Annotated in this window: 15 protein-coding genes and 1 riboswitch; of the genes, 9 read left to right on the top strand and 6 right to left on the bottom strand. The window is 44.3% G+C overall.

The window, feature by feature from the left end; translation table 11 throughout:
• Positions 1-46 precede the first annotated feature (46 nt).
• On the bottom strand, positions 47-1,216 hold the full coding sequence (locus DK188_RS09580; RefSeq protein WP_232825704.1) for an ABC transporter substrate-binding protein: 1,170 nt from the start codon (positions 1,214-1,216) through the stop codon (positions 47-49).
• 107 nt (positions 1,217-1,323) lie between these two features.
• Positions 1,324-1,545, top strand: a riboswitch (cobalamin riboswitch).
• 144 nt (positions 1,546-1,689) lie between these two features.
• Between DK188_RS09580 and DK188_RS09575 the strand changes: the two genes are divergently transcribed.
• Both DK188_RS09575 and DK188_RS09570 read left to right on the top strand, forming a co-directional pair.
• Positions 1,690-3,534, top strand: coding sequence for a TonB-dependent receptor plug domain-containing protein (locus DK188_RS09575; RefSeq protein WP_111670583.1), 1,845 nt, complete (start codon positions 1,690-1,692; stop codon positions 3,532-3,534).
• Positions 3,531-4,577: a YncE family protein gene (locus tag DK188_RS09570; protein WP_111670582.1), complete on the top strand. Its 1,047-nt coding sequence runs from the start codon at positions 3,531-3,533 to the stop codon at positions 4,575-4,577. The genes DK188_RS09575 and DK188_RS09570 overlap by 4 nt, the downstream gene beginning before the upstream one ends.
• Before the next feature lie 361 nt (positions 4,578-4,938).
• Here DK188_RS09570 and DK188_RS09560 read toward each other — a convergent pair whose 3' ends face one another.
• From DK188_RS09560 to DK188_RS09545, 4 genes are all read right to left on the bottom strand, one after another.
• Positions 4,939-5,355: a nucleotidyltransferase substrate binding protein gene (locus tag DK188_RS09560; RefSeq protein ID WP_111670580.1), complete on the bottom strand. Its 417-nt coding sequence runs from the start codon at positions 5,353-5,355 to the stop codon at positions 4,939-4,941.
• A gap of 88 nt (positions 5,356-5,443) precedes the next feature.
• A complete protein-coding gene (locus DK188_RS21840) occupies positions 5,444-5,686 on the bottom strand; it encodes a HepT-like ribonuclease domain-containing protein (RefSeq protein ID WP_111670579.1) in 243 nt (80 codons plus the stop codon).
• Positions 5,655-5,960 carry a nucleotidyltransferase family protein gene (locus DK188_RS09550; RefSeq protein WP_198672996.1) on the bottom strand — a complete coding sequence of 102 codons (306 nt, stop codon included), beginning with the start codon at positions 5,958-5,960 and terminating at the stop codon, positions 5,655-5,657. Before DK188_RS09550 ends, DK188_RS21840 begins: the two co-directional genes overlap by 32 nt.
• Before the next feature lie 73 nt (positions 5,961-6,033).
• Positions 6,034-7,479, bottom strand: a complete 1,446-nt coding sequence (locus DK188_RS09545; protein ID WP_111670577.1) for a S1C family serine protease — start codon at positions 7,477-7,479, stop codon at positions 6,034-6,036.
• Positions 7,480-7,701: 222 nt separating this feature from the next.
• Here DK188_RS09545 and DK188_RS09540 point away from each other — a divergent pair, with 222 nt between their 5' ends.
• The 7 genes from DK188_RS09540 to DK188_RS09510 all read left to right on the top strand — a co-directional run bounded on the left by DK188_RS09540 (position 7,702) and on the right by DK188_RS09510 (position 18,507).
• Positions 7,702-8,868: a 1-deoxy-D-xylulose-5-phosphate reductoisomerase gene (locus tag DK188_RS09540; RefSeq protein WP_111670576.1), complete on the top strand. Its 1,167-nt coding sequence runs from the start codon at positions 7,702-7,704 to the stop codon at positions 8,866-8,868.
• Entirely contained in the window at positions 8,868-10,181 is a 1,314-nt protein-coding gene (gene rseP, locus DK188_RS09535) for an RIP metalloprotease RseP (protein WP_111670575.1), read from the top strand. Before DK188_RS09540 ends, rseP begins: the two co-directional genes overlap by 1 nt.
• A gap of 221 nt (positions 10,182-10,402) precedes the next feature.
• The gene (locus DK188_RS09530) at positions 10,403-11,620 is read left to right on the top strand and encodes a hypothetical protein (RefSeq protein WP_111670574.1); all 1,218 of its coding nucleotides are present in this window, start codon (positions 10,403-10,405) and stop codon (positions 11,618-11,620) included.
• A 2-nt stretch (positions 11,621-11,622) separates the two neighbouring features.
• Positions 11,623-13,629 (top strand): kelch repeat-containing protein, encoded by a 2,007-nt coding sequence (locus DK188_RS09525; RefSeq protein ID WP_111670573.1) that lies wholly within the window; start codon positions 11,623-11,625, stop codon positions 13,627-13,629.
• Positions 13,630-13,773: 144 nt separating this feature from the next.
• Positions 13,774-16,251 (top strand): endopeptidase La, encoded by a 2,478-nt coding sequence (lon, locus tag DK188_RS09520; protein WP_111670572.1) that lies wholly within the window; start codon positions 13,774-13,776, stop codon positions 16,249-16,251.
• Between the two features lie 90 nt (positions 16,252-16,341).
• On the top strand, positions 16,342-17,739 hold the full coding sequence (gene hslU, locus DK188_RS09515) for an ATP-dependent protease ATPase subunit HslU (RefSeq protein ID WP_198672995.1): 1,398 nt from the start codon (positions 16,342-16,344) through the stop codon (positions 17,737-17,739).
• Positions 17,740-17,772: 33 nt separating this feature from the next.
• A complete protein-coding gene (locus DK188_RS09510; protein WP_157963211.1) occupies positions 17,773-18,507 on the top strand; it encodes an SDR family NAD(P)-dependent oxidoreductase in 735 nt (244 codons plus the stop codon).
• Here the strand turns inward: DK188_RS09510 and DK188_RS09505 are convergent.
• The gene (locus tag DK188_RS09505; RefSeq protein ID WP_111670569.1) at positions 18,504-18,995 is read right to left on the bottom strand and encodes a SixA phosphatase family protein; all 492 of its coding nucleotides are present in this window, start codon (positions 18,993-18,995) and stop codon (positions 18,504-18,506) included. The two genes, DK188_RS09510 and DK188_RS09505, sit on opposite strands and share 4 nt — an antisense overlap.
• Positions 18,996-19,005 lie beyond the last annotated feature (10 nt).

The raw sequence follows: 19,005 nt of genomic DNA, 5'->3' as shown, positions 1-19,005 counted from the left end.
CACAAACCACGGCGGTGTAGAAAGGCCCAAAGGGAAAAGGATCAGGTTACTTGCCTTCATCGAGTTTCTTATAAAAATACAACTCATACTCGGGCAAAAGCTCCGGGTGGAGGATTTTGATCAGATCCTTGAGAATCAAGTCTGGACGGACGTAGCCCAATTCGAAATATTCCAAGCCTCCGGTTGCTCCTTTTTTGGCAGTGTAGGTGTAAACCTCACCTTTTTTCCAAGGAGTAAATGCTTGATAACGAGGTTCGGAATTGCCCATGGCTTTCAGGTCTGCAAAGTCAGCTGAACCGATCCAAAAGTCAGTTTCTAAGCCATTGTCCAAGACAAATTCATAGCTGAGCTGCAGACTTCCTTCACCACTTTGGTCAGCGAAAATGTAGCTTCCTCCGGCGTTTTCCAGGATTCTCGCTCCCCAACTGTCAGCACCCGGCGCGTACCAAATGTCCTGATACATCACCCCGCTGAGGACTTTTGGTTTTGCAGAAACCGATAAGTTCTGAGTGAGCTTTTCCGCATCTAAATATGCTTTTTCAATCTCCTCAAAAGCGATTTTTGCCTCCTCATATTTCCCAAGTAAAATTCCTGTGAATTTGATCCATTCTGCCCGTCCTAGTGGGTTTTGTTCCACATACTCTCCATTGATGACTGCTGGAATTCCTGCTTGCGCAAAGAGATCCAAATACCTCAAATCTTCACCTAAAGTTGAAATCATCATCCAATCGGGCTGCAGGTCGATGACTAGTTCCGGGTTGGCTGAGGGACCATTTCCCAAGTCAGTGACTTTTCCGGATTCGATGAGCTTCCTTGTTTTTTGTGAAGAAATCAAATCGGTTTGGGGAAAACCGACGAGTTTTTCGGTCGAATTCAACAGGTCCAAGTGAGGAATATGGGTGGTCGAAGTCATGACAACTTTGGATATTGGGAGTTGAACTACAGCATCAAAGCCGGTTTTTTCTGCCCCGGAGTTTTCCTCCAACACCAGATATCGGAAGGTTTTTTCCGCTCCGGTGTATCCTTGTGTCACGTGGACTTCCCAGAAATCTTTTCCCTGAAAAATTTCAAAACCTTGAGCGTAACTCAGCGGAATTGGAGTTTTTTCAGTGCTGGCGTCCTGCTTTTTTTCGCAGGAAATCATTAGGACAAAACCAAAAAAGTAGAGGAGGTAAGTATTTGGTAGCGAGGGAAAAATGTGGTTTTGTCTTTTCACGGATTGGAGAAATGCTGGACGAAATATTCTGCCAAGGTAAAAGAGATATTCGCTGCTTTCCAAAATTTCTTGTGGTCTTGGGCTTTTTTGCCAAATCAAAATCGCTTTACTTTGTCGCCGATGAAGGTTCCCAATCCGCTCGTTCGGCTCTTGGGATTAAAAGGGAATCCGGTGTAAAACCGGAGCTGTCCCCGCAACTGTCAGTCTGTCTTTCGGATCATTCGAAAGGAAAAAGTTTTTGCTCCACTATGCCATTTCTCGCTGAGGCGGGAGAGAAGGCCGGCAAAAATCAGATGAGCCAGGAGACCTGCCTTGATCTGTTGATTCTGTGCTTTCGGAGGAAAAGCGAAGAAGACGTGTCGATTTTCGTCCTTTTGCCATCGCTAGGGTAGCATTGGGATCGATTAGTTTTCATTTCTTCCCATTTCTCTTCAAGCCCGAATCGAATTGAGTTTAAACTTATTCGATCAGGCATGACCTTGTTGTTTTGGGTATTTTCTGTCTTCGGCTTGGTGCCGGAGCAGGACACCGTTTCATTGGAGCAGGTGGAGGTGTATGCGCCTGCCTTGGATCGTTTTGCTCAGGGGCAAAAGCTGATCAACTTTGAATCCAAAGTATTGGAGTCCTATTCTGCGCGTTCACTTGCTGAGCTTTTGCAGGAGCAAAGCCCTGTTTTCATTCGGCAATACGGAGCGGGTATGTTGGCGTCGCCCTCTTTTCGAGGCACTTCGGCAGGTCATACGGCCATTTTTTGGAATGGTTTGCCGATCAACAGCCCTTCGCTTGGGCAAAGTGATTTATCCATTTTGCCACTTGAGGCGATTGATCAGGCTCAATTGCATTTTGGAAGTTCGGGAGCACTTTTTGGCAACGAAGCTATTGGAGGAAGTTTGCATTTGAATTCAAAAACAGACTTTGGAAAAGGATTTGAAGGAAAAATCGCACAGACAGTTGGAAGTTTTGGCTTGTTCAATACAGCGCTTTCGGGAGGCTTTTCTTCGAACAAATTCAGTAGCAAAACTCGGGTTTACAGGCAATTTGCCCTAAACGATTTCTCTTTTCGGGACATTTCACGACCTGGAAGTCCTGAGGTGAACGAGGATCATGCTCAAACAGAGCAAAGGGGAATGGTGCAGGATTTGGCTTGGAATATCAGTGACAAAAGCCAGTTGAAAGCTGCGTTTTGGTGGAACAAGGCTGAAAGAGAAATTCAGCCTGTGATGGGTTCCAATACTGTGGATCATCAGTCTGACGAAAGCTTTCGGGCAGTTTTGGATTACTTCCGGTTTGGAACAGGTTCTGTTTGGAATCTGAAAGCCGGCTGGGTTCAGGACAAGATGATTTTCAATGAAAGTCTAAATGAAACCCGACAGTTTTTCGCAGCTACGGATTGGGATTTTGCAAAAGGGAACAGTTGGCAATTCAAGGCAGGCCTGCGTGCGACATTTATTCAGGGCGATTTGAGCACGTATTCTACCACGGATCAGCGGGTTGAATTGTATCAATCCGGCCGCTGGACTGCTTCTGAAGACCTGTCGCTTTCATTGAACCTCCGGCAATTCGCCTATCTCGATAATTTAGTTCCTTTTCTCCCTGGTATTGGCGGAGACTGGAAGTTTTGGGATTCAGACTCACAGCAACTTCTATTGAAAGCCTCCGTGGGAAAAGGATTCAAAATTCCGACGCTGAACGACCAGTTTTGGAGCCCCGGTGGCAATCCTAACTTGCTGCCTGAGGAAAGTGTCTCTGGTGAAATTGGCCTGAATTGGCTGAAAAAGGGGGGATTCTCTTGGGATCAAAGCCTTACTTATTACCGAATGCAGGTCGATAACTGGATCATTTGGCTGCCTCAGGGATCAGTCTGGAGTCCTGAAAATATCCGTGAAGTCCAAAATCAGGGGATAGAATACCAGGGGAAAGCAAATTGGAAGATCGGAGGAATCAAGTGGGATTTAGGGCTGAGCTATACTTTTTCAGAGGCTTTGGATCTCACTTCAGAGCCCGCAAATCCCCGCCAACTTCCTTACACGCCGAAACATCAAGCGAATGGCAATCTCAGTGCGGAATATGCAGGGGTTGTCTTGAATCTGGGGTCCTTTTTTGTTGGCCAACGGGCCATCGGAACGGGCAATGCGCGGATTTTGGATTCCTATCAAATCTGGAACGCAGGACTTCAATTCTCTGACCTCAAATGGGGGAATACCCGATTTCCACTCAGTTTTCAGGTACTCAATCTCCTTGACAAAGACTACCAAGTGCTTTATCTCCGTGCCATGCCCGGCAGATCGTATCAATTTAATCTAACCATACACTTATGAATTACAAAAACCAACTAGGAGCTTTGGCTCTCATTTTTCTATTGTTTTCCTGCGAGGAATCGGGCAGCGAACGTCCCCTTGGTGTCTATGACACTGGGGTTCTGATCATGAACGAAGGAGCATTTGGCACAAATGACGGAGAGGTTTTTCACTTGGATCCGGCCACTGGAGAGATGAAAGAAAACATCTTTGAGGCAGAAAACAATCGTCCTTTTGCAGGTCTTTTGGAAGATATTGTTATCGAAGAAGACCGAGTTTATCTGGTAGCCAATACCGGAAAAGTGGAAATCGTCAATCCGGGAGATTTCAAATCCATTGGTGCAGTGATCGGTGACTTGGATCAGCCAAGATCGCTAGCTACGTCCCGAGGCAAGTTGTTTATTTCGGATTATGGGCCTTACGATGCGGATTACAATACACCTGATTCTTATGTCGCTGTGGTTTCCAGTTTGGATGGAGGAGTGGTGAAAAAGAAAATTGAAGTGTCAAATAAGCCGGAAGACCTGTTTGCTGTAGGGAAATATGTGTTCGTCGCGGGCTCAGAAGAGGGGAAAATCGAAATCATCGATGCTGAGACAGAAACAATCACCAAGACAATCGAGGTCTCGGGGAAGCCTGCACAGTTTTTTGAAGCGCGAGGCGATCTGTGGGTGTATTCTTATGATGCGAATATGATTTATTTCCAGTCTTTCCATTTGGATAATCTGACCAAACAGAATTCGCAGGAAATGCCTTTGGCTAATGCTACCAGCCGGATTGCATTGGATGAGGAGGATCGGATTTATATTTTGACCAGTTCTGGGTGGCCAGATTATAGCGATGGTATTACGATCTTTTCTCTTTTTGAATCAATCTTTATTCCAGACTGGAAGACAGGTTCGGGATTCTATGGCATCGGCTATGATCTGCAGCGTGAGGAAATTTACGTCACCAATTCAAATGGTTTCCAGGGGAATGGATCTGTCACAGTTTACAGCAAAGACGGAACAGAGGTGACTAATATGGAAGTGGGAAGAGGTCCTTCGGGATTTTTATTCAGGTAATTTGAAGATTGAAAGACTTTTCCGCCGTGGCGGATTGAAAGATTGAAAAATTAGCCCGGTCCGTGGATCGGGCTTTTTTTGAATTTTTTCCCGCAGACCTGACTGCCGTCAGGCAAGTTTTACATAGAAAAAAACACAGACCTGCCTGCTGCAGGCAGGTTTTCGCAGATTTTTTTTGAAATCTATTAAGAGTATTGAATTCAACAACTTGAGCGTCATAGATTTTTCCATTCAAATCCCATGAAAAGAGCCACTTTAGAGGAATCAATTCCATGTAGGTTGCGACTTTTGTGTATTGCGATAGATTTTCTCTATATAAGCTGGATTTGATGCAATTCTGATTTGATAATAGACATCAAAATCACTCCTCCAGCTTTTTCACCATAGTTCGCTCAAATCGCTCCAAAAGCCTAATGTATCTTTTGCGGATATTCTCCAAGAAGTTGGATTGCGTATCAATGTTATAGACAGGATTATACTGGATGCGGTCGATGATCATGTCCAGCCAAGATTTGCCGTCATCAATCAACTCGGCATGGAAAGCCTCAACAGTTGCGTCTCTGGAACCTGAAAAAGGGCCTTTTTTATGTCTTTCGAAATACTTTGCGATGACTTTCAAAGCCAGTTCATGTGCTACTTCAAAATTTATAATCAAATCTCTCGATTGGCTTTCGGTATATCCGGTTTTTTCACCGCGGGTTGCATAAATCGCCAATTCCTCCAAGGCAGTGCTGAATTCCTCGAGGCACTGTTCACAAGTTTGCGGTAAAGTCTTCATTTTGAGTTTAATTTTTCGGCTACTTCTTCTTTCAAATGGGGGAGATGATTCTTGACAATCGCCCAAATAATATTAAGATCAATCCCATCTAGGCATGAATTAGTCGGTTTCTAAGTCCAATGATCTTATTTTGACTTTTCAGCCTCAGGCTAGAATCTGTCTTTCTAAATTGACTTAGTGCTTCTCCAATTATTCCTAGTTGCCTTTCTATTGCAGATTGAGTTTTATAATCCTTTAGAAAATCGGTGAACGATTGAGCTCCCACAAAATCGATAATTCTTTCACAAGATTTTAGAATATCAATTAAATACTTCTGCTCCCGATCTGTCATAGATCATCACTTTATTTGCATCAATTGATTTTCTAAGAATAGGATTTTTCAAGCTATCAGGAGTAAGAAGATCCACTCGCCGATTAGTCAAACCTTCCAATTTATCCCAAAGACTCATCAAGAGTTCACCTTTAACTATTGGATCGGACTCCTCAATTTCTACCAGAAAGTCAAAATCACTTCTAGTTGGGTTAAATTTCTCAGTGAGGATAGACCCAAAAACATAGGCTTTTTTTACCTGATGGATTTCCAAAAGGGGGATTAGATTTTCCAAGTTTAGAAGCTTTTTCAAATCTGAATGCATAGTTCAATATACCATTTTCTTGAACAAATTACCTATTCTCAAATCACCTCACATTATAACTCTGCATAAACGGCTGACCATTTGGTGCGACACCTTCCAGTCGAAGTTTCCCGCTGAATTCCTCCAAGTATTTCCCTGCAGCTTTTGGATCTTTGGCAGGCACCTGATTGATATGGGTGATCACATAGCCATCCCGGAAGCCAAGATCCCGGAGATAACCTCTTGTCATGGAAGTGATTTTGACACCATAGGGGATTTTGAGCCGGTCCCGTTCGATAGTATTTACAGCTTCGAGTTTTGCTCCAAGGAGTCCCGAAGTGAAAAATTCCCGCTTGATTACACCTTCTTCACCTTCTAAGTTTTGTAGGGTAAGTTGAGCGGACTTTAAGCTTCCTCCCCGCATGTATTCCACGTTCACTTTGTCACCTGGATAGAAATAGGAGAGTGCTTCCTCAAAACTTCCCTTACCAGTGATTTTCCAATCGGCAATTTTGGTGATCACGTCATCCTTTTGAAGACCGACTTTGGCAGCTGATCCTTCTCGAAGTACGTGCGTCACGATCACCCCATCAAGAGATTTTAGTTTCATCTCTTCTGCCAATTCAGGAGTCAATTCCACCACATCGATTCCGGGAATTGCTTTCTGCACTTCTCCGTATTTGATCAGGTCATTGGAGATTTTCAGAGCGATATCCACAGGCACAGCAAACCCATAGCCGGTGTAAGACCCCGTTCGGGATAGGATCGCAGTATTGATTCCCACCAATTCTCCATTGACGTTTACGAGCGCGCCACCTGAGTTTCCGGGGTTAATTGGAGCGTCGGTTTGGATAAAGCTTTCCAGCGGAAAATCTCCGCCGAGAATATTGATCTGCCGCTCTTTGGCAGATACAATTCCTGCTGTGACAGTAGAAGTCAAGTTGAAAGGGTTACCCACCGCTAGTACCCATTCTCCGATTTTTAGGTTGCGGCTATTTCCGACTTTGATCTCAGGAAGGTTTTGCGCTTCGATTTTGAGTACGGCGATGTCTGTATTTTTGTCCGTCCCGACTAGTTTGGCCGAGTAAGTTCGCTTCTGATGGACCACCTCGATGGTCTCGGCTCGGTCAATGACGTGATTGTTGGTGATGATGTAGCCGTCCTTGGAAATGATCACACCGGATCCAGTGCTCACTTGCTGGGTTGGACCTGTACCAAAGAAATAGTCGAACATGCTATAGCGACGCGGGTCAGTTCCGGAAAAATTCTTGATAAACACGACCGACTCGGTACTGTTTTGCGAAGCTTCTACAAAAGAGAGCGGAACTTCTGTGGGAGGAATAGAGGTGTTGGGCTGATAAGAAGATGCAAACTGCATCTCACTTCGCGTCGGTTCTATGAAGCTGTTTTCGGAGGATTGAGGTGAATTGACTTCTACTAAGGACCAACATGCCGCTCCGGCAATCCCTGCCAGAAACGGTAATCCGATAGATTTAATGAGTGAGTTCATAGTAAAATAGGTACTCAATAAGTGGGCTAATAGTTTCTTCGGTACAAACCCTTCACAATTTTTAAGAGGTCTGGATCGACCGATAAATTCCAAAAATCATCCCAATTGCCAAAAAGTGACGAGATGTACAAGGAAAAGTCTGGTCAATTGGTAATTTTGTCAGCCTGAAAAAGAACTTTGGCAAAAAACTGAAGTTTTGATACAGCATGTAACCCCCTTCGAATGACAGAAATTAAGCGCGTAGCCATCCTGGGAAGTACCGGAAGCATCGGTACTCAAACCCTGGAGGTGGTTCGTCAGCATCCCGAGACTTTTTCCGTGGAGGTGCTTACAGCCCAGAACAACTGCGATTTGCTGATCGCGCAAGCTTTGGAGTTTAATCCAAATGCTGTGGTCATCGGAAATGAAGCCAATTACCAGAAAGTTAAAGAGGCACTTCTACCTCACGATATCAAGGTCTTTGCTGGGCAAAAAGCCATCGCACAAATCGTGGAAATGGAGACCATCGATGTAGTCTTGACAGCATTGGTTGGCTATTCGGGTTTGATTCCTACTGTAAATGCGATCAAGGCAGGCAAGCAAATTGCCTTGGCGAATAAAGAAACCTTGGTGGTTGCAGGTGAGATAATCACCGCTTTGGCCAAAGAAAATCGGGTTAACATTTTTCCGGTGGACTCCGAGCATTCGGCGATTTTCCAATGTCTAGTGGGTGAATACCAAAATCCAATTGAGAAAATCATTCTGACTGCTTCTGGTGGGCCTTTTCGCGGAAAAGATCGGGCTTTTCTCGAAACAGTCACGCGAGAGCAAGCGCTGAAGCATCCCAACTGGGACATGGGTGCCAAGATCACGATCGATTCTGCTTCCTTGATGAACAAAGGCCTAGAAGTGATCGAGGCAAAATGGCTTTTTGGCTTGAAAACCGAACAAATCGAAGTCATCGTCCATCCGCAGAGCATCATCCATTCCTTGGTGCAATTTGAGGACGGTTCGATCAAAGCACAACTCGGCTTGCCTGATATGCGTATCCCGATTCAGTTTGCACTCAGTTTTCCGGATCGGTTGAAAAGCGACTTTGAGCGCTTTGATTTCATGAATTATCCTCAATTAACCTTTGAGCAGCCGGATTTGAAAACGTTTCGGAACCTTCAGCTGGCATTTGATGCTTTAGCAAAAGGAGGAAACGCCCCCTGTATCCTAAATGCGGCTAACGAAATAGCGGTCGCAGCTTTCCTGAATAGAGAAGTGGGATTTCTGGAAATGTCTGATCTGATCGAAGAGACTTTGGAAAAAGCAACCTTTATTGCCCGTCCTAGTTTGGAAGATTACATTGGTACAGACGAAGAGGCTAGAACAATTACAACACAACTAATTAAGCGTAAAGTATAATGGAAACATTGATTATGGTGGGCCAACTGCTCCTGGGATTGTCGATCCTGGTAGGGCTTCATGAATTGGGTCACTTGCTTACTGCCAAGATGTTTGGCATGAGAGTAGAGAAATTTTCAATAGGTTTTCCTCCCAAAATCGCTGGCTTTCAGTGGGGAGAGACCGAATATTCGATAGGGGCGATTCCTTTGGGAGGATTTGTGAAAATCTCCGGAATGGTGGACGAATCCATGGACACCGAGCAGATGGCTTCAGAGCCACAGCCTTGGGAGTTTCGCTCCAAACCCGCCTGGCAACGTCTGATCGTCATGCTTGGAGGTATCATAGTCAACGTGATCACGGGGATTATCATTTTCGTAGCCTTGGTTTACCACAACGGGGAGACTTTTTACTCAAGAGATCAAGTCATCCAAAATGGAATTGTCGCCTACGAATATGGGGAGATGATCGGTTTCAAGACCGGAGATAAGGTTCTTGATATCAACGGACAACCCTATCAGGGTATCAATGACCTGACGAGCGGATCTGCTTTGCTCAGCGAAAATGGGTACTATACAGTGGACCGAAATGGCGAGCAAATCAAAATAGAAATCCCGAGAGGGTTCATCAATACGTTCAACACTGAGGAATCTTTTAACAAGTTTGTTCAGATCCGATTTCCTTTTGAAGTAGGAGCAGTGGACAAAGAAAGTGGAGCCGAATCCGCGGGTATTGAACCTGGGGACAAGATTCTGGCCGTGAATAACCAGCCTGTTGAATACTTTGATGAGATGCAGTCTGCCCTGCAACCGCTCATCGGCAAAACCGCACAAATCGTAAGGCAACGGGAATCAAAAATTGATACACTTGCCATTCCGGTGACTGATGAAGCGCGAATTGGGATAGCTGTTAAGCCATTAATCGAGCCGACACGCAGAGAATATGGTTTTGCAGAAGCAGTCAGCAAAGGGACATCCAGAGCTTTTAGCGTGGTGATCGTGAATGCAAAAGCGCTAGGAAAGATGTTTACAGGCGAAGTGTCTACTAAAAACGTAAGCAGTTTTGTCGGTATGGCAAAAATGTACGGTCCCATCTGGGATTGGGTAAAGTTTTGGAGCTTGACCGGTCTGATTTCCATGATTTTGGCATTTATGAATTTGCTGCCGATTCCGGCTTTGGACGGTGGGCATGTGGTATTTCTCCTTTATGAAATGGTATCTGGCAGAGCGCCATCGGACAAGTTTCTAGAAAATGCGCAGAAAGTGGGCATGGCAATCCTGTTGGTGTTGATGGTTTTTGCGATAGGAAATGATATCCTGAAGCTGTTTTCTTAAGTCCGCTTCAAATCCACAAAATAGGAATCCAGATCAGTCGATCTGGATTTTTTATTTTCTGAAAATCAATGGATTAAAAGAAATTTCTTGTAGTGCTATCTTTTTGGTTTTGCAAATTCAAACTAAGCCTGCTTCTTTGTGTGAATTTCAACCATAAGTGGATTATAAATTTGGTTCATCATCTTGCGTTGAGATTTATTCCATTGATTTGAGATGAACCTATGACTTTATTTTCCAGACTTTCCGCAGTCTTCTTTCTGCTTATTTTTTGTTTTTCCTTCCACAGTTTTGCCCAAAATTCTGTTGCTGTCCAAGTAGAAGATTACGTCATTCTAAAAAACGGGCGACGCTTTGACGGTACTGTGATCCGGACAATGGGGCAGTTGGATTTTGATAAAATCGAGTTTTTGAGAAGGGGTGAAACTGAAGTTTACTCTCCTGAAGATATCCAGTCATTCGGTTTGGGTACGGGGGAATTTTTCAAAAGTCTTGATTTACCCTCCCCTGATGGGAAGCAATTTATCCAGGTTTTCTATGAAGGGGAGTTGCTACTGGGTAGGGGCAAAGATGCTTTTTATGCAGGGAAGGAAGAGGATATGAAGCGCTTGACTGACAAACCAGAATCAATCGGGGGAGGGACTTCTAAACCATACAAGGAGACGCTTATGGAATTGATGCAGGGAAATTGCCAAAAGCGTGTGTCTTCCCAGATTCGTGGGGCTAAATTGAATGAAGATGATTTGGTGTGGCTTTTCAGCAAGTACTATGAGTGCAAAGGCGGAGAGTTCACTTTTTATGGAAAAGCCAGACCAGCCTATATTTTGTCACCGATAGGAAGGCTCGCTGTATTTGAATCAGGAATCAAAAGCCATATCAAAACCAGGGACAGAAAGGATGTACTGACTTCCTCACCAGTCATTCAGGGGTATGCAGGATTGAGTGTCCATTCCCTTCGCAAGTATCCACGCTTTTCGGCAGATGCAGGGCTTTCATTTGAGACTTCCAAACTTACTTGGGAAACGCAATACAACACTTCCTCCATTCAGCGGTCCGGTACAGAGGAGATTTCGCATTCCTTCGTTTCCCTACCGATATCCATCAATTATTCTTTGTTCAAAACCCGAAAAAAAGACTTTTTCGTAGGAATCGGCGGAGGGTATGGTGTATCCATTTCCGATTCAAAATTCGCCATTCAGGATGAGCGGGTATCCTTTTCCGAACGGGTAACATTGGAGGAAGGGAGTTTTACCACGATCAAAAACGGAGGATTTTTTTACCATGCACAGGCTGGATTGTTGGTTAATTTACCTTCAAATCGAGCGATGACATTTTCAGCCATTTTCAGGCATTTGGGAGATTATTATTCAGTGAAAGCGGGTACAAATACCGCCAATTACCACAAGTTAGATTTAGGGTTTGGAGTTGGATTTCGATTTTAGGTATGAGAAGAATTAGCAGTTATGTAGCCCTCCTAGGGATGTTATTTTTGTGGTCTTGCGAGGAAGAAACGCTCGAACCTAGGACCAATCCCCGATTCAGTGTCACTATTGTCCAGGAGATTTCCTCCTCTGGCGTTCAGTTTGGTGCTGATATTTATGATTATGGAAATGAGGAGATTTTGGAATATGGATTTGTCTATACTCAATCCACGGGCGCTCCTAACTTGAATCAAGACGACTATGTGGCCATCCAAGGTCGTCCTGGAGAGCATTTTGAGCTGGTGGCCAATCATTCGATGACTGTCGGGAAGAAATATTTCGTATCCGCATTTTTGAGAACTTCTACCGCTATTGTTTTTTCCAAGTCGATTGAGTTTGTCAGTCAAGGCTCGGAAGGGTTTATTATCAATTCTGTAGAATGGCCCGAATTAATCTATAAGGCACAAAACCTTGTCGTAAAAGGGCGTAGATTTAGTAAGCAGCGGGCAAATTATAAAGTCAAATTAGGTCAGTTTGATCTCTATCCAAATTTGGTAGACTCGACGACTTTGATGCTTCCACTTCCTGAAGGAATATTGACCCAGACTACGGGACAGGACATTGAGATGGAGCTGAGGATAGAAATCAATGAAAAAGTCTACACTGAGCGTAAGGTCTTGAAATTTCAGGAACCGGTGTTTGAAAGTCAGGAGCTACAGTTGATTGATTTCAATGAGGAAGTTTCTATAAAAGGGCAATTTTTGGATTTAGGGACGATTACTCTGAGAATAGGAACTCAAATACTTTCAGGATTAAGGGCTGGTCAAAATGAATTACGCTTTTTTCCACACAAAGGTACTTCCATTAAACCAATAAATGGCGAGGTGGAAATTACTTATGAGGCAAGGGGGATAAGCTATCCATTAGGAAAAATATTCAAAGTAAATGGACCTAAGATCGAATCAAATAAGGTTGTATTGAGCACTGAAAATCCGGTGATTCCTGCCGTTAATTTTAACCTTGAAAACTCAGGGGATATTCAGTTTTTAGATGAAAAAGGAGAAATAATCAATCTTGAAATTGTCAAAAGTGATATTTCTGGCATTACGATAAATACCATTCAGAGTATTTACCCGGGCAGGAAATTTAGAACACAAATAAGAAGCAGGGGTTTGGTTTCCAATTTTGTAGACATAGAAGTCATTAATCCGGTAGTAAAGATTCAAGCCAAGACGAGAGAATTTGCCTATGATACCAGTTCGCCTGCGTTGGTTTCAGGTGATTTTGCCTATGTTCTGAGTAGTCAAGGTGTAATCCGCGAGTCTTTGGACGGAAAGTTTATCCAGCAGAAAGTCGCCGATTTGCCGTTTACTAGCCGTTGGTTAGTCATCAGTCAGGTAGTCGAAGGGGGCTTTATTTATGGAGGAGGATTAAATGATTCTAGTTTGCCGGTATTCGACATCTATTTCTTTGACTTACAAACCCAGCGTTGGTCGAAACTCCCCAACTTACCTGAGCCGTATAATTCGTTTCAGACAGTGACCTCAAAGGACGGAAATCTGATTTTCGAGCAGGCGATCAATTATTCAAATGAGGTAGAAGGTGAACGCTGGAAATTGAACCTTCAGTCCAAAACATGGGAGAAATTACCGGCATCAATTGGGAAATTTATCCGATTCCAAACGTTCAATCAAAACGGTGAAACCTACCTTTATGGGCTAGAAAATCTTCAAGAGAATAAGGCTCTTTACAGAATGAGAGCAGATTTCACTTGGGAGAGGTACCTTGAAATCCCACGCGAAAAGGAAACTCCAGATTTCTTTGCTCCTGTACTTATCGGTAGTAAATACTATATTCTATCCAATTATTCGTATGTGATGGAGGAGATAGACTTGATTTTTAAATCATTTAAGCCCTATTCTATGCCATTTCACGAATATAGTGCTGTTGTGCCTGTAGTTGGAAAAGGCTCAATTTTCATTCTTTCTAATCATGGATTCCATATTGATATTCGGTTGGATTTATTTTAAAATATTTGCCAAAGTCAAATCCTGCCAATTTGACCCGATGCCCTTTTGGCATTGACCTTGACTTAATAGGAAGAACCTTCGTATATAGAGGGTTCTTCTTTCATTTTAGCTATTCACTGACAGTCCGGCTGTCATTCTGTCCATATGAACCAATTCTCAAATTCTTTATTTCAAAATCTGATGTCAGGGGATTATACAGGTGAGGGAGACCTTATCCAACTGATCACTGACGAAGAAGAAGGCGATCCGATCAATGAATCTTATGATGAAGAGATTCCGATTCTTTCTGTACGAAATACCGTTCTTTTCCCGGGGGTGATCATACCGATTACTGTGGGAAGACAGCGTTCCATCCGACTGGTAAAAAAGGCCCACAAAGGCAATAAACTAATAGGTGTATGTGCCCAGATCAATCCCAACAATGACGATCCGGGATGGGAAGACATCTATCATGTAGGTACTTTAGCGAAAATCGTGAAGATGATCGTCCTACCCGATGGCAATACCACGATCATCATCCAGGGTAAAAAACGCTTCAAAATCCGCGAGCAGGTCACCGATGATCCCTATTTCATGGCCAAGGTGGATTACTTGGAGGAAAGCTTTCCGAAAAACTCCAGAAAAATCAAGGCACTGGAAGAATCCCTGAAAGAAGCGGCAAGCAAGATTTTGCACCTGAATCCCGAAATCCCCCGTGAAGCACAGGTGGCCTTGGACAATATCGACAATACGCCATTTCTGACGCATTTTCTTTCGTCCAACATCAACGCACCCGTGGAATCCAAGCAGCGCCTGATCGAAATCAACGATGGGGTGGAGCGAGCGACGCTTTTGCTCGAATACATGATGAAAGACATCCAAATGCTGGAGTTGAAGTCTGAGATCCATAAGAAAGTTCACACCGACATCGATCAGCAGCAGCGGGATTATTTCCTTCGTCAGCAGATGAAAGTCTTGCAGGACGAGTTGGGCGAAGAGGGGCCGGAAAAAGAAGTGCAGGATCTGCGCGAACGGGGAGAATTGAAGCTTTGGCCGATGGAGGTCAAAAAGCACTTTGACAAAGAGCTCGACAAAATCCTCCGAATCAATCCCGCCGCAGCAGAATATCCTATCGCTCTCAACTATGCCGAAACGCTGGTAGATCTGCCTTGGAATGAGTTTACTCTGGATAATTTTGATCTGAAACATGCCAAGGCCACCTTGGATTCTGATCATTTTGGGTTGGAAAAAGTCAAGGAGCGAATCATCGAATACCTCGCCGTCCTGAAATTGAAAAACGATCTCAAAGGTCCTATCCTGTGTCTCTACGGACCTCCAGGTGTTGGGAAGACCTCGCTCGGGAAGTCCATTGCGGCTGCTTTGGGTCGAAAATATATCCGTATGTCACTGGGAGGGCTTCATGATGAAGCCGAAATTCGTGGCCATCGCAAAACCTATGTTGGAGCGATGCCTGGAAAGATCATCCAGAATATGAAGAAGGTAAAGATCTCCAACCCGGTTTTTGTACTGGATGAGATTGACAAGCTTTCATCAGATTTCAGAGGGGATCCATCTTCCGCTTTCTTGGAAGTATTGGATCCGGAGCAGAATTTCGCTTTTCTTGACAATTACCTGGAAGTGGAATATGATCTGAGTAAAGTCCTTTTCATCGCCACTGCCAACTCACTAGATACCATTCAGCCAGCATTGCGTGACAGAATGGAGATCATCGAGGTCACTGGATATACTCAGGAGGAAAAACTTGAGATTGCCAAGCGACACTTGGTACCAAAGCAGCGAAAAGAACATGGCTTGAAAGCAAAAGATATCACCTTTGACAAAGCTGCCTTGGCAAAAATCATCGAGGATTATACCCGGGAGTCGGGCGTAAGAGGCCTTGAGCGTGCAATAGGAAAAGTGGTTCGGAATATCGCCAAATCCATTGCCATGGAGGAGGAATACGATCACAAGATCACGCCGGCTGCCGTGCGTAAGATTCTGGGCTCAGAGATTTTTGACAAAGAAATCTACCAAGATAACAGCATCGCAGGTGTGGTGACTGGTTTGGCTTGGACAAGCGTTGGGGGAGAAATACTCTTCATCGAATCCAGCCTAAGTCGGGGAAAAGGCAAATTGACACTCTCAGGTCAGCTCGGTGAGGTCATGAAAGAGTCGGCTATGACGGCACTTTCCTACCTCAAATCTAAGGCGGAAACACTTGGTATCGACCATCGGGTTTTTGATCAATATGACCTCCATATCCACGTGCCGGCTGGTGCTGTGCCAAAAGACGGCCCATCTGCCGGGATTACCATGCTCACAGCAATGGCTTCTGTCTACACCCAGCGCAAGGTCAAATCCAAAGTTGCTATGACCGGAGAGATCAGTCTGATCGGTAAAGTCATGCCTGTAGGTGGAATCAAAGAAAAGATCCTGGCTGCCAAACGAGCCGGAATCAAAGAGATCATCCTTTGCAAAAAGAACATGCGTGATATCGAAGAGATCGATCAGCAATATGTCAAAGGCATCGAGTTTCATTTTGTAGATCGGGTATCCGAGGTATTGGATATTGCCCTCACGCAAAGTAAGGTGGATAAGCCGCTGAAGTTTACATTCTCGGCGGAAACAAAACCAACCGAATAATTTCCCTTCAAGACTTTCTCCCTAAAAAGAGGAAGTCTTTTTAATCATTTGGAAACGTAAACCAGTTTCATTACCAACACCACTAGGATCATGAATCAAATCGAATCACTTACTCCCAGACAGATAGTAGGGGAGCTTGACAAATACATTATCGGTCAGAAGGACGCAAAACGAAACGTGGCCATTGCGTTGCGAAATCGAATCCGTCGCATGATGGTGAAGTCTGATATTCAAAAAGACATCGTGCCAAACAACATTCTTCTCATTGGGAGCACAGGTGTCGGGAAAACCGAAATCGCTCGGAGATTAGCCAAAATTGCCCAGGCGCCCTTTACCAAAGTGGAAGCTTCCAAATTTACAGAAGTGGGCTACGTAGGTCGCGATGTCGAGAGCATGGTGCGGGACTTGATGGAGCAGTCCATTCACTTAGTCAAAGAAGTCAAAAATGAAGCGGTCAAGGTAAAAGCGACCGAGGCTGTGGAGGAACTGATCTTGGATATCCTGATTCCGCCGGTGAAAAGCGCCGGGTTCACCCGACCAATTGCCATTAATACTGAAGTCTCTTCTGATCCTGCTGACGATTCTGAATTGAATGAGCGTACCCGTGAGCGTTTCCGCGAAAAGCTTAGAAACGGTGAACTGGACGAGCGTAAAATTGAAATCAATGTTAAAGCATCTTCTCCTGTCGGAATCGGAATGATCGGAAACGGAATGATGGATGACGCCAGCATGGCTGGACTTCAGGACATGATCTCAGGCATGATGCCCAAAAAAACCAAAAAGCGCAAACTGAGTATCGCCGAAGCCAGAAAAGTCCTGCTCGAAGACGAAATATCCAAATTGGTGGACTTTGACGAAGTCAAAGAAGAAGCGATCAAACTTGCGGAGAACAATGGCATCATCTTTATTGATGAGATCGATAAGATCGCTTCCAAATCCGGAAAAGGCGGTAGCGGACCCGATGTCAGCCGCGAGGGTGTGCAGCGCGATTTGCTCCCGATCGTAGAAGGTACTGCAGTCAACACCAAGTATGGCGTAGTCAATACTGATCACGTGTTGTTCATCGCTGCCGGGGCTTTTCATGTGAGTAAGCCTTCAGATTTGATTCCGGAGCTTCAGGGTCGATTCCCGATCAGAGTGGAGCTTCAGAGCTTGACTCAGGAGGATTTTTCCAGGATTCTCAGGGAACCAAAAAATGCACTGACCAAACAGTATCAGGCGCTTTTCGGCTCAGAAGAAGTCTCCTTGGAGTTTACCGACGATGCAATCGAAGAGATTGCTAGACTTGCTTTCCTGATCAATCAGGAGGTGGAAAATATCGGAGCCAGAAGACTGCATACTGTGATGAGTCATTTGCTGAATGACTTCCTGTTTGATGTGCCAGATATCATCGAAGCCAACTCGAAGATCATGGTGACCAAAGAAATGGTGGAAGAGCGCTTAAATGCGCTTGTGAAAAACCGGGACCTGTCACAGTACATTCTTTAATTTCAAATGGCACTTCGGTGCCTTTTTTATGTCATGAAAAAATCTCTTCTCATCCTAACCGGTCATACCAAAGGACTGGGTAAAGCCATTCTGGAAAGATTCCTAACTAAAGGCACATTCCAAGTGGTGGCGATCTCTAGGTCAGGTTTAGCCCTGAATGACGAACGAGTCCTAGAAATTCAACTTGATCTCAAGGATTTAGTCGGATTGGAGGCGGAACTTCCCCAGCTCTTTCCTTCTGGGGATTATGAGAAAATAATACTGATCAACAATGCTGGCTGGATCGGAGAGATAAAACCCGTCGGAAAACTTTCACCAAAAGTGATCACTGATATGATGCATGTAAATCTCATCGCTCCGATGATTCTGACTGATGCCTTTGTGAAAATCTATGGATCCAAAAGTGGGGAGAAGTTGATCTGCAATATAAGTTCTGGGGCAGCCCATAAGCCGCTGTCCGGTTGGGCAGAATATTGCAGTAGCAAAGCTGGTCTCGCGATGTTTTCTAGAGTTGCTGCTGAAGATTTGCAGCAGATGGGATTCCGGGTTTATTCCTTAGCTCCTGGGATAGTGGATACCGGAATGCAGGCCGATATCAGAGGTTCCGACCCTGAGGAATTTCCGGCTTTGGAGCGATTTAGTAAGTATAAATCAGAAGGGCAGCTCAGCTCTGCCGACGAAGTGGCGGATAAAATTATGCACCTCTTAAGTAAGTCTGATGACTTTCCTGACACCCTCCAGGACGTAAGAGATTTTGACTTGACTTAATTTTTTTTCTTCGGATAGTCGATAAACCATACCCCAACTCTGGAGGAATTTATATCTGACCAATGCGTTGCATTGAGTTTAAATCCAAATTGTCCACTGGTGGGGAGATTTTCCAACTTACCTCCCAAGTGTGTGATCAATTCATTGAATCCCGGATTGTGGCCGAAAACGAAAAGGGTGTTCACGGAATCTTTTTGCATCCGGATGATTTTCAGAATTTCGTTGGCTGAGGCATGAAACAGGTTTTTATCAAACGAAATTTTATCCGAAGGATAATCGAGGATTTTTGCTGTGATTTTGGCAGTTTCGCTAGCACGGAGAGCAGTGGAACTGATCATCAAGTCAGGAATGATCCCTTTTTTCTTTAGACGTTTGGCCATTTTAGGAGCATCAGTCAGGCCCCGTTCAGCCAATGGACGATCGTGATCATTTAAAAAAGGATTGTCCCAGGCCGATTTTGCATGCCTGATCAAAATAATTTTTTTCATTTGGACAACC

Origin of the sequence: Algoriphagus litoralis (assembly GCF_003259255.1) — a bacterium.
GTDB classification, from domain to species: Bacteria; Bacteroidota; Bacteroidia; order Cytophagales; family Cyclobacteriaceae; genus Algoriphagus; species Algoriphagus litoralis.
Note: the sequence above shows the minus strand (reverse complement) of the source record. Positions and strands in the feature narration are given on the sequence as shown.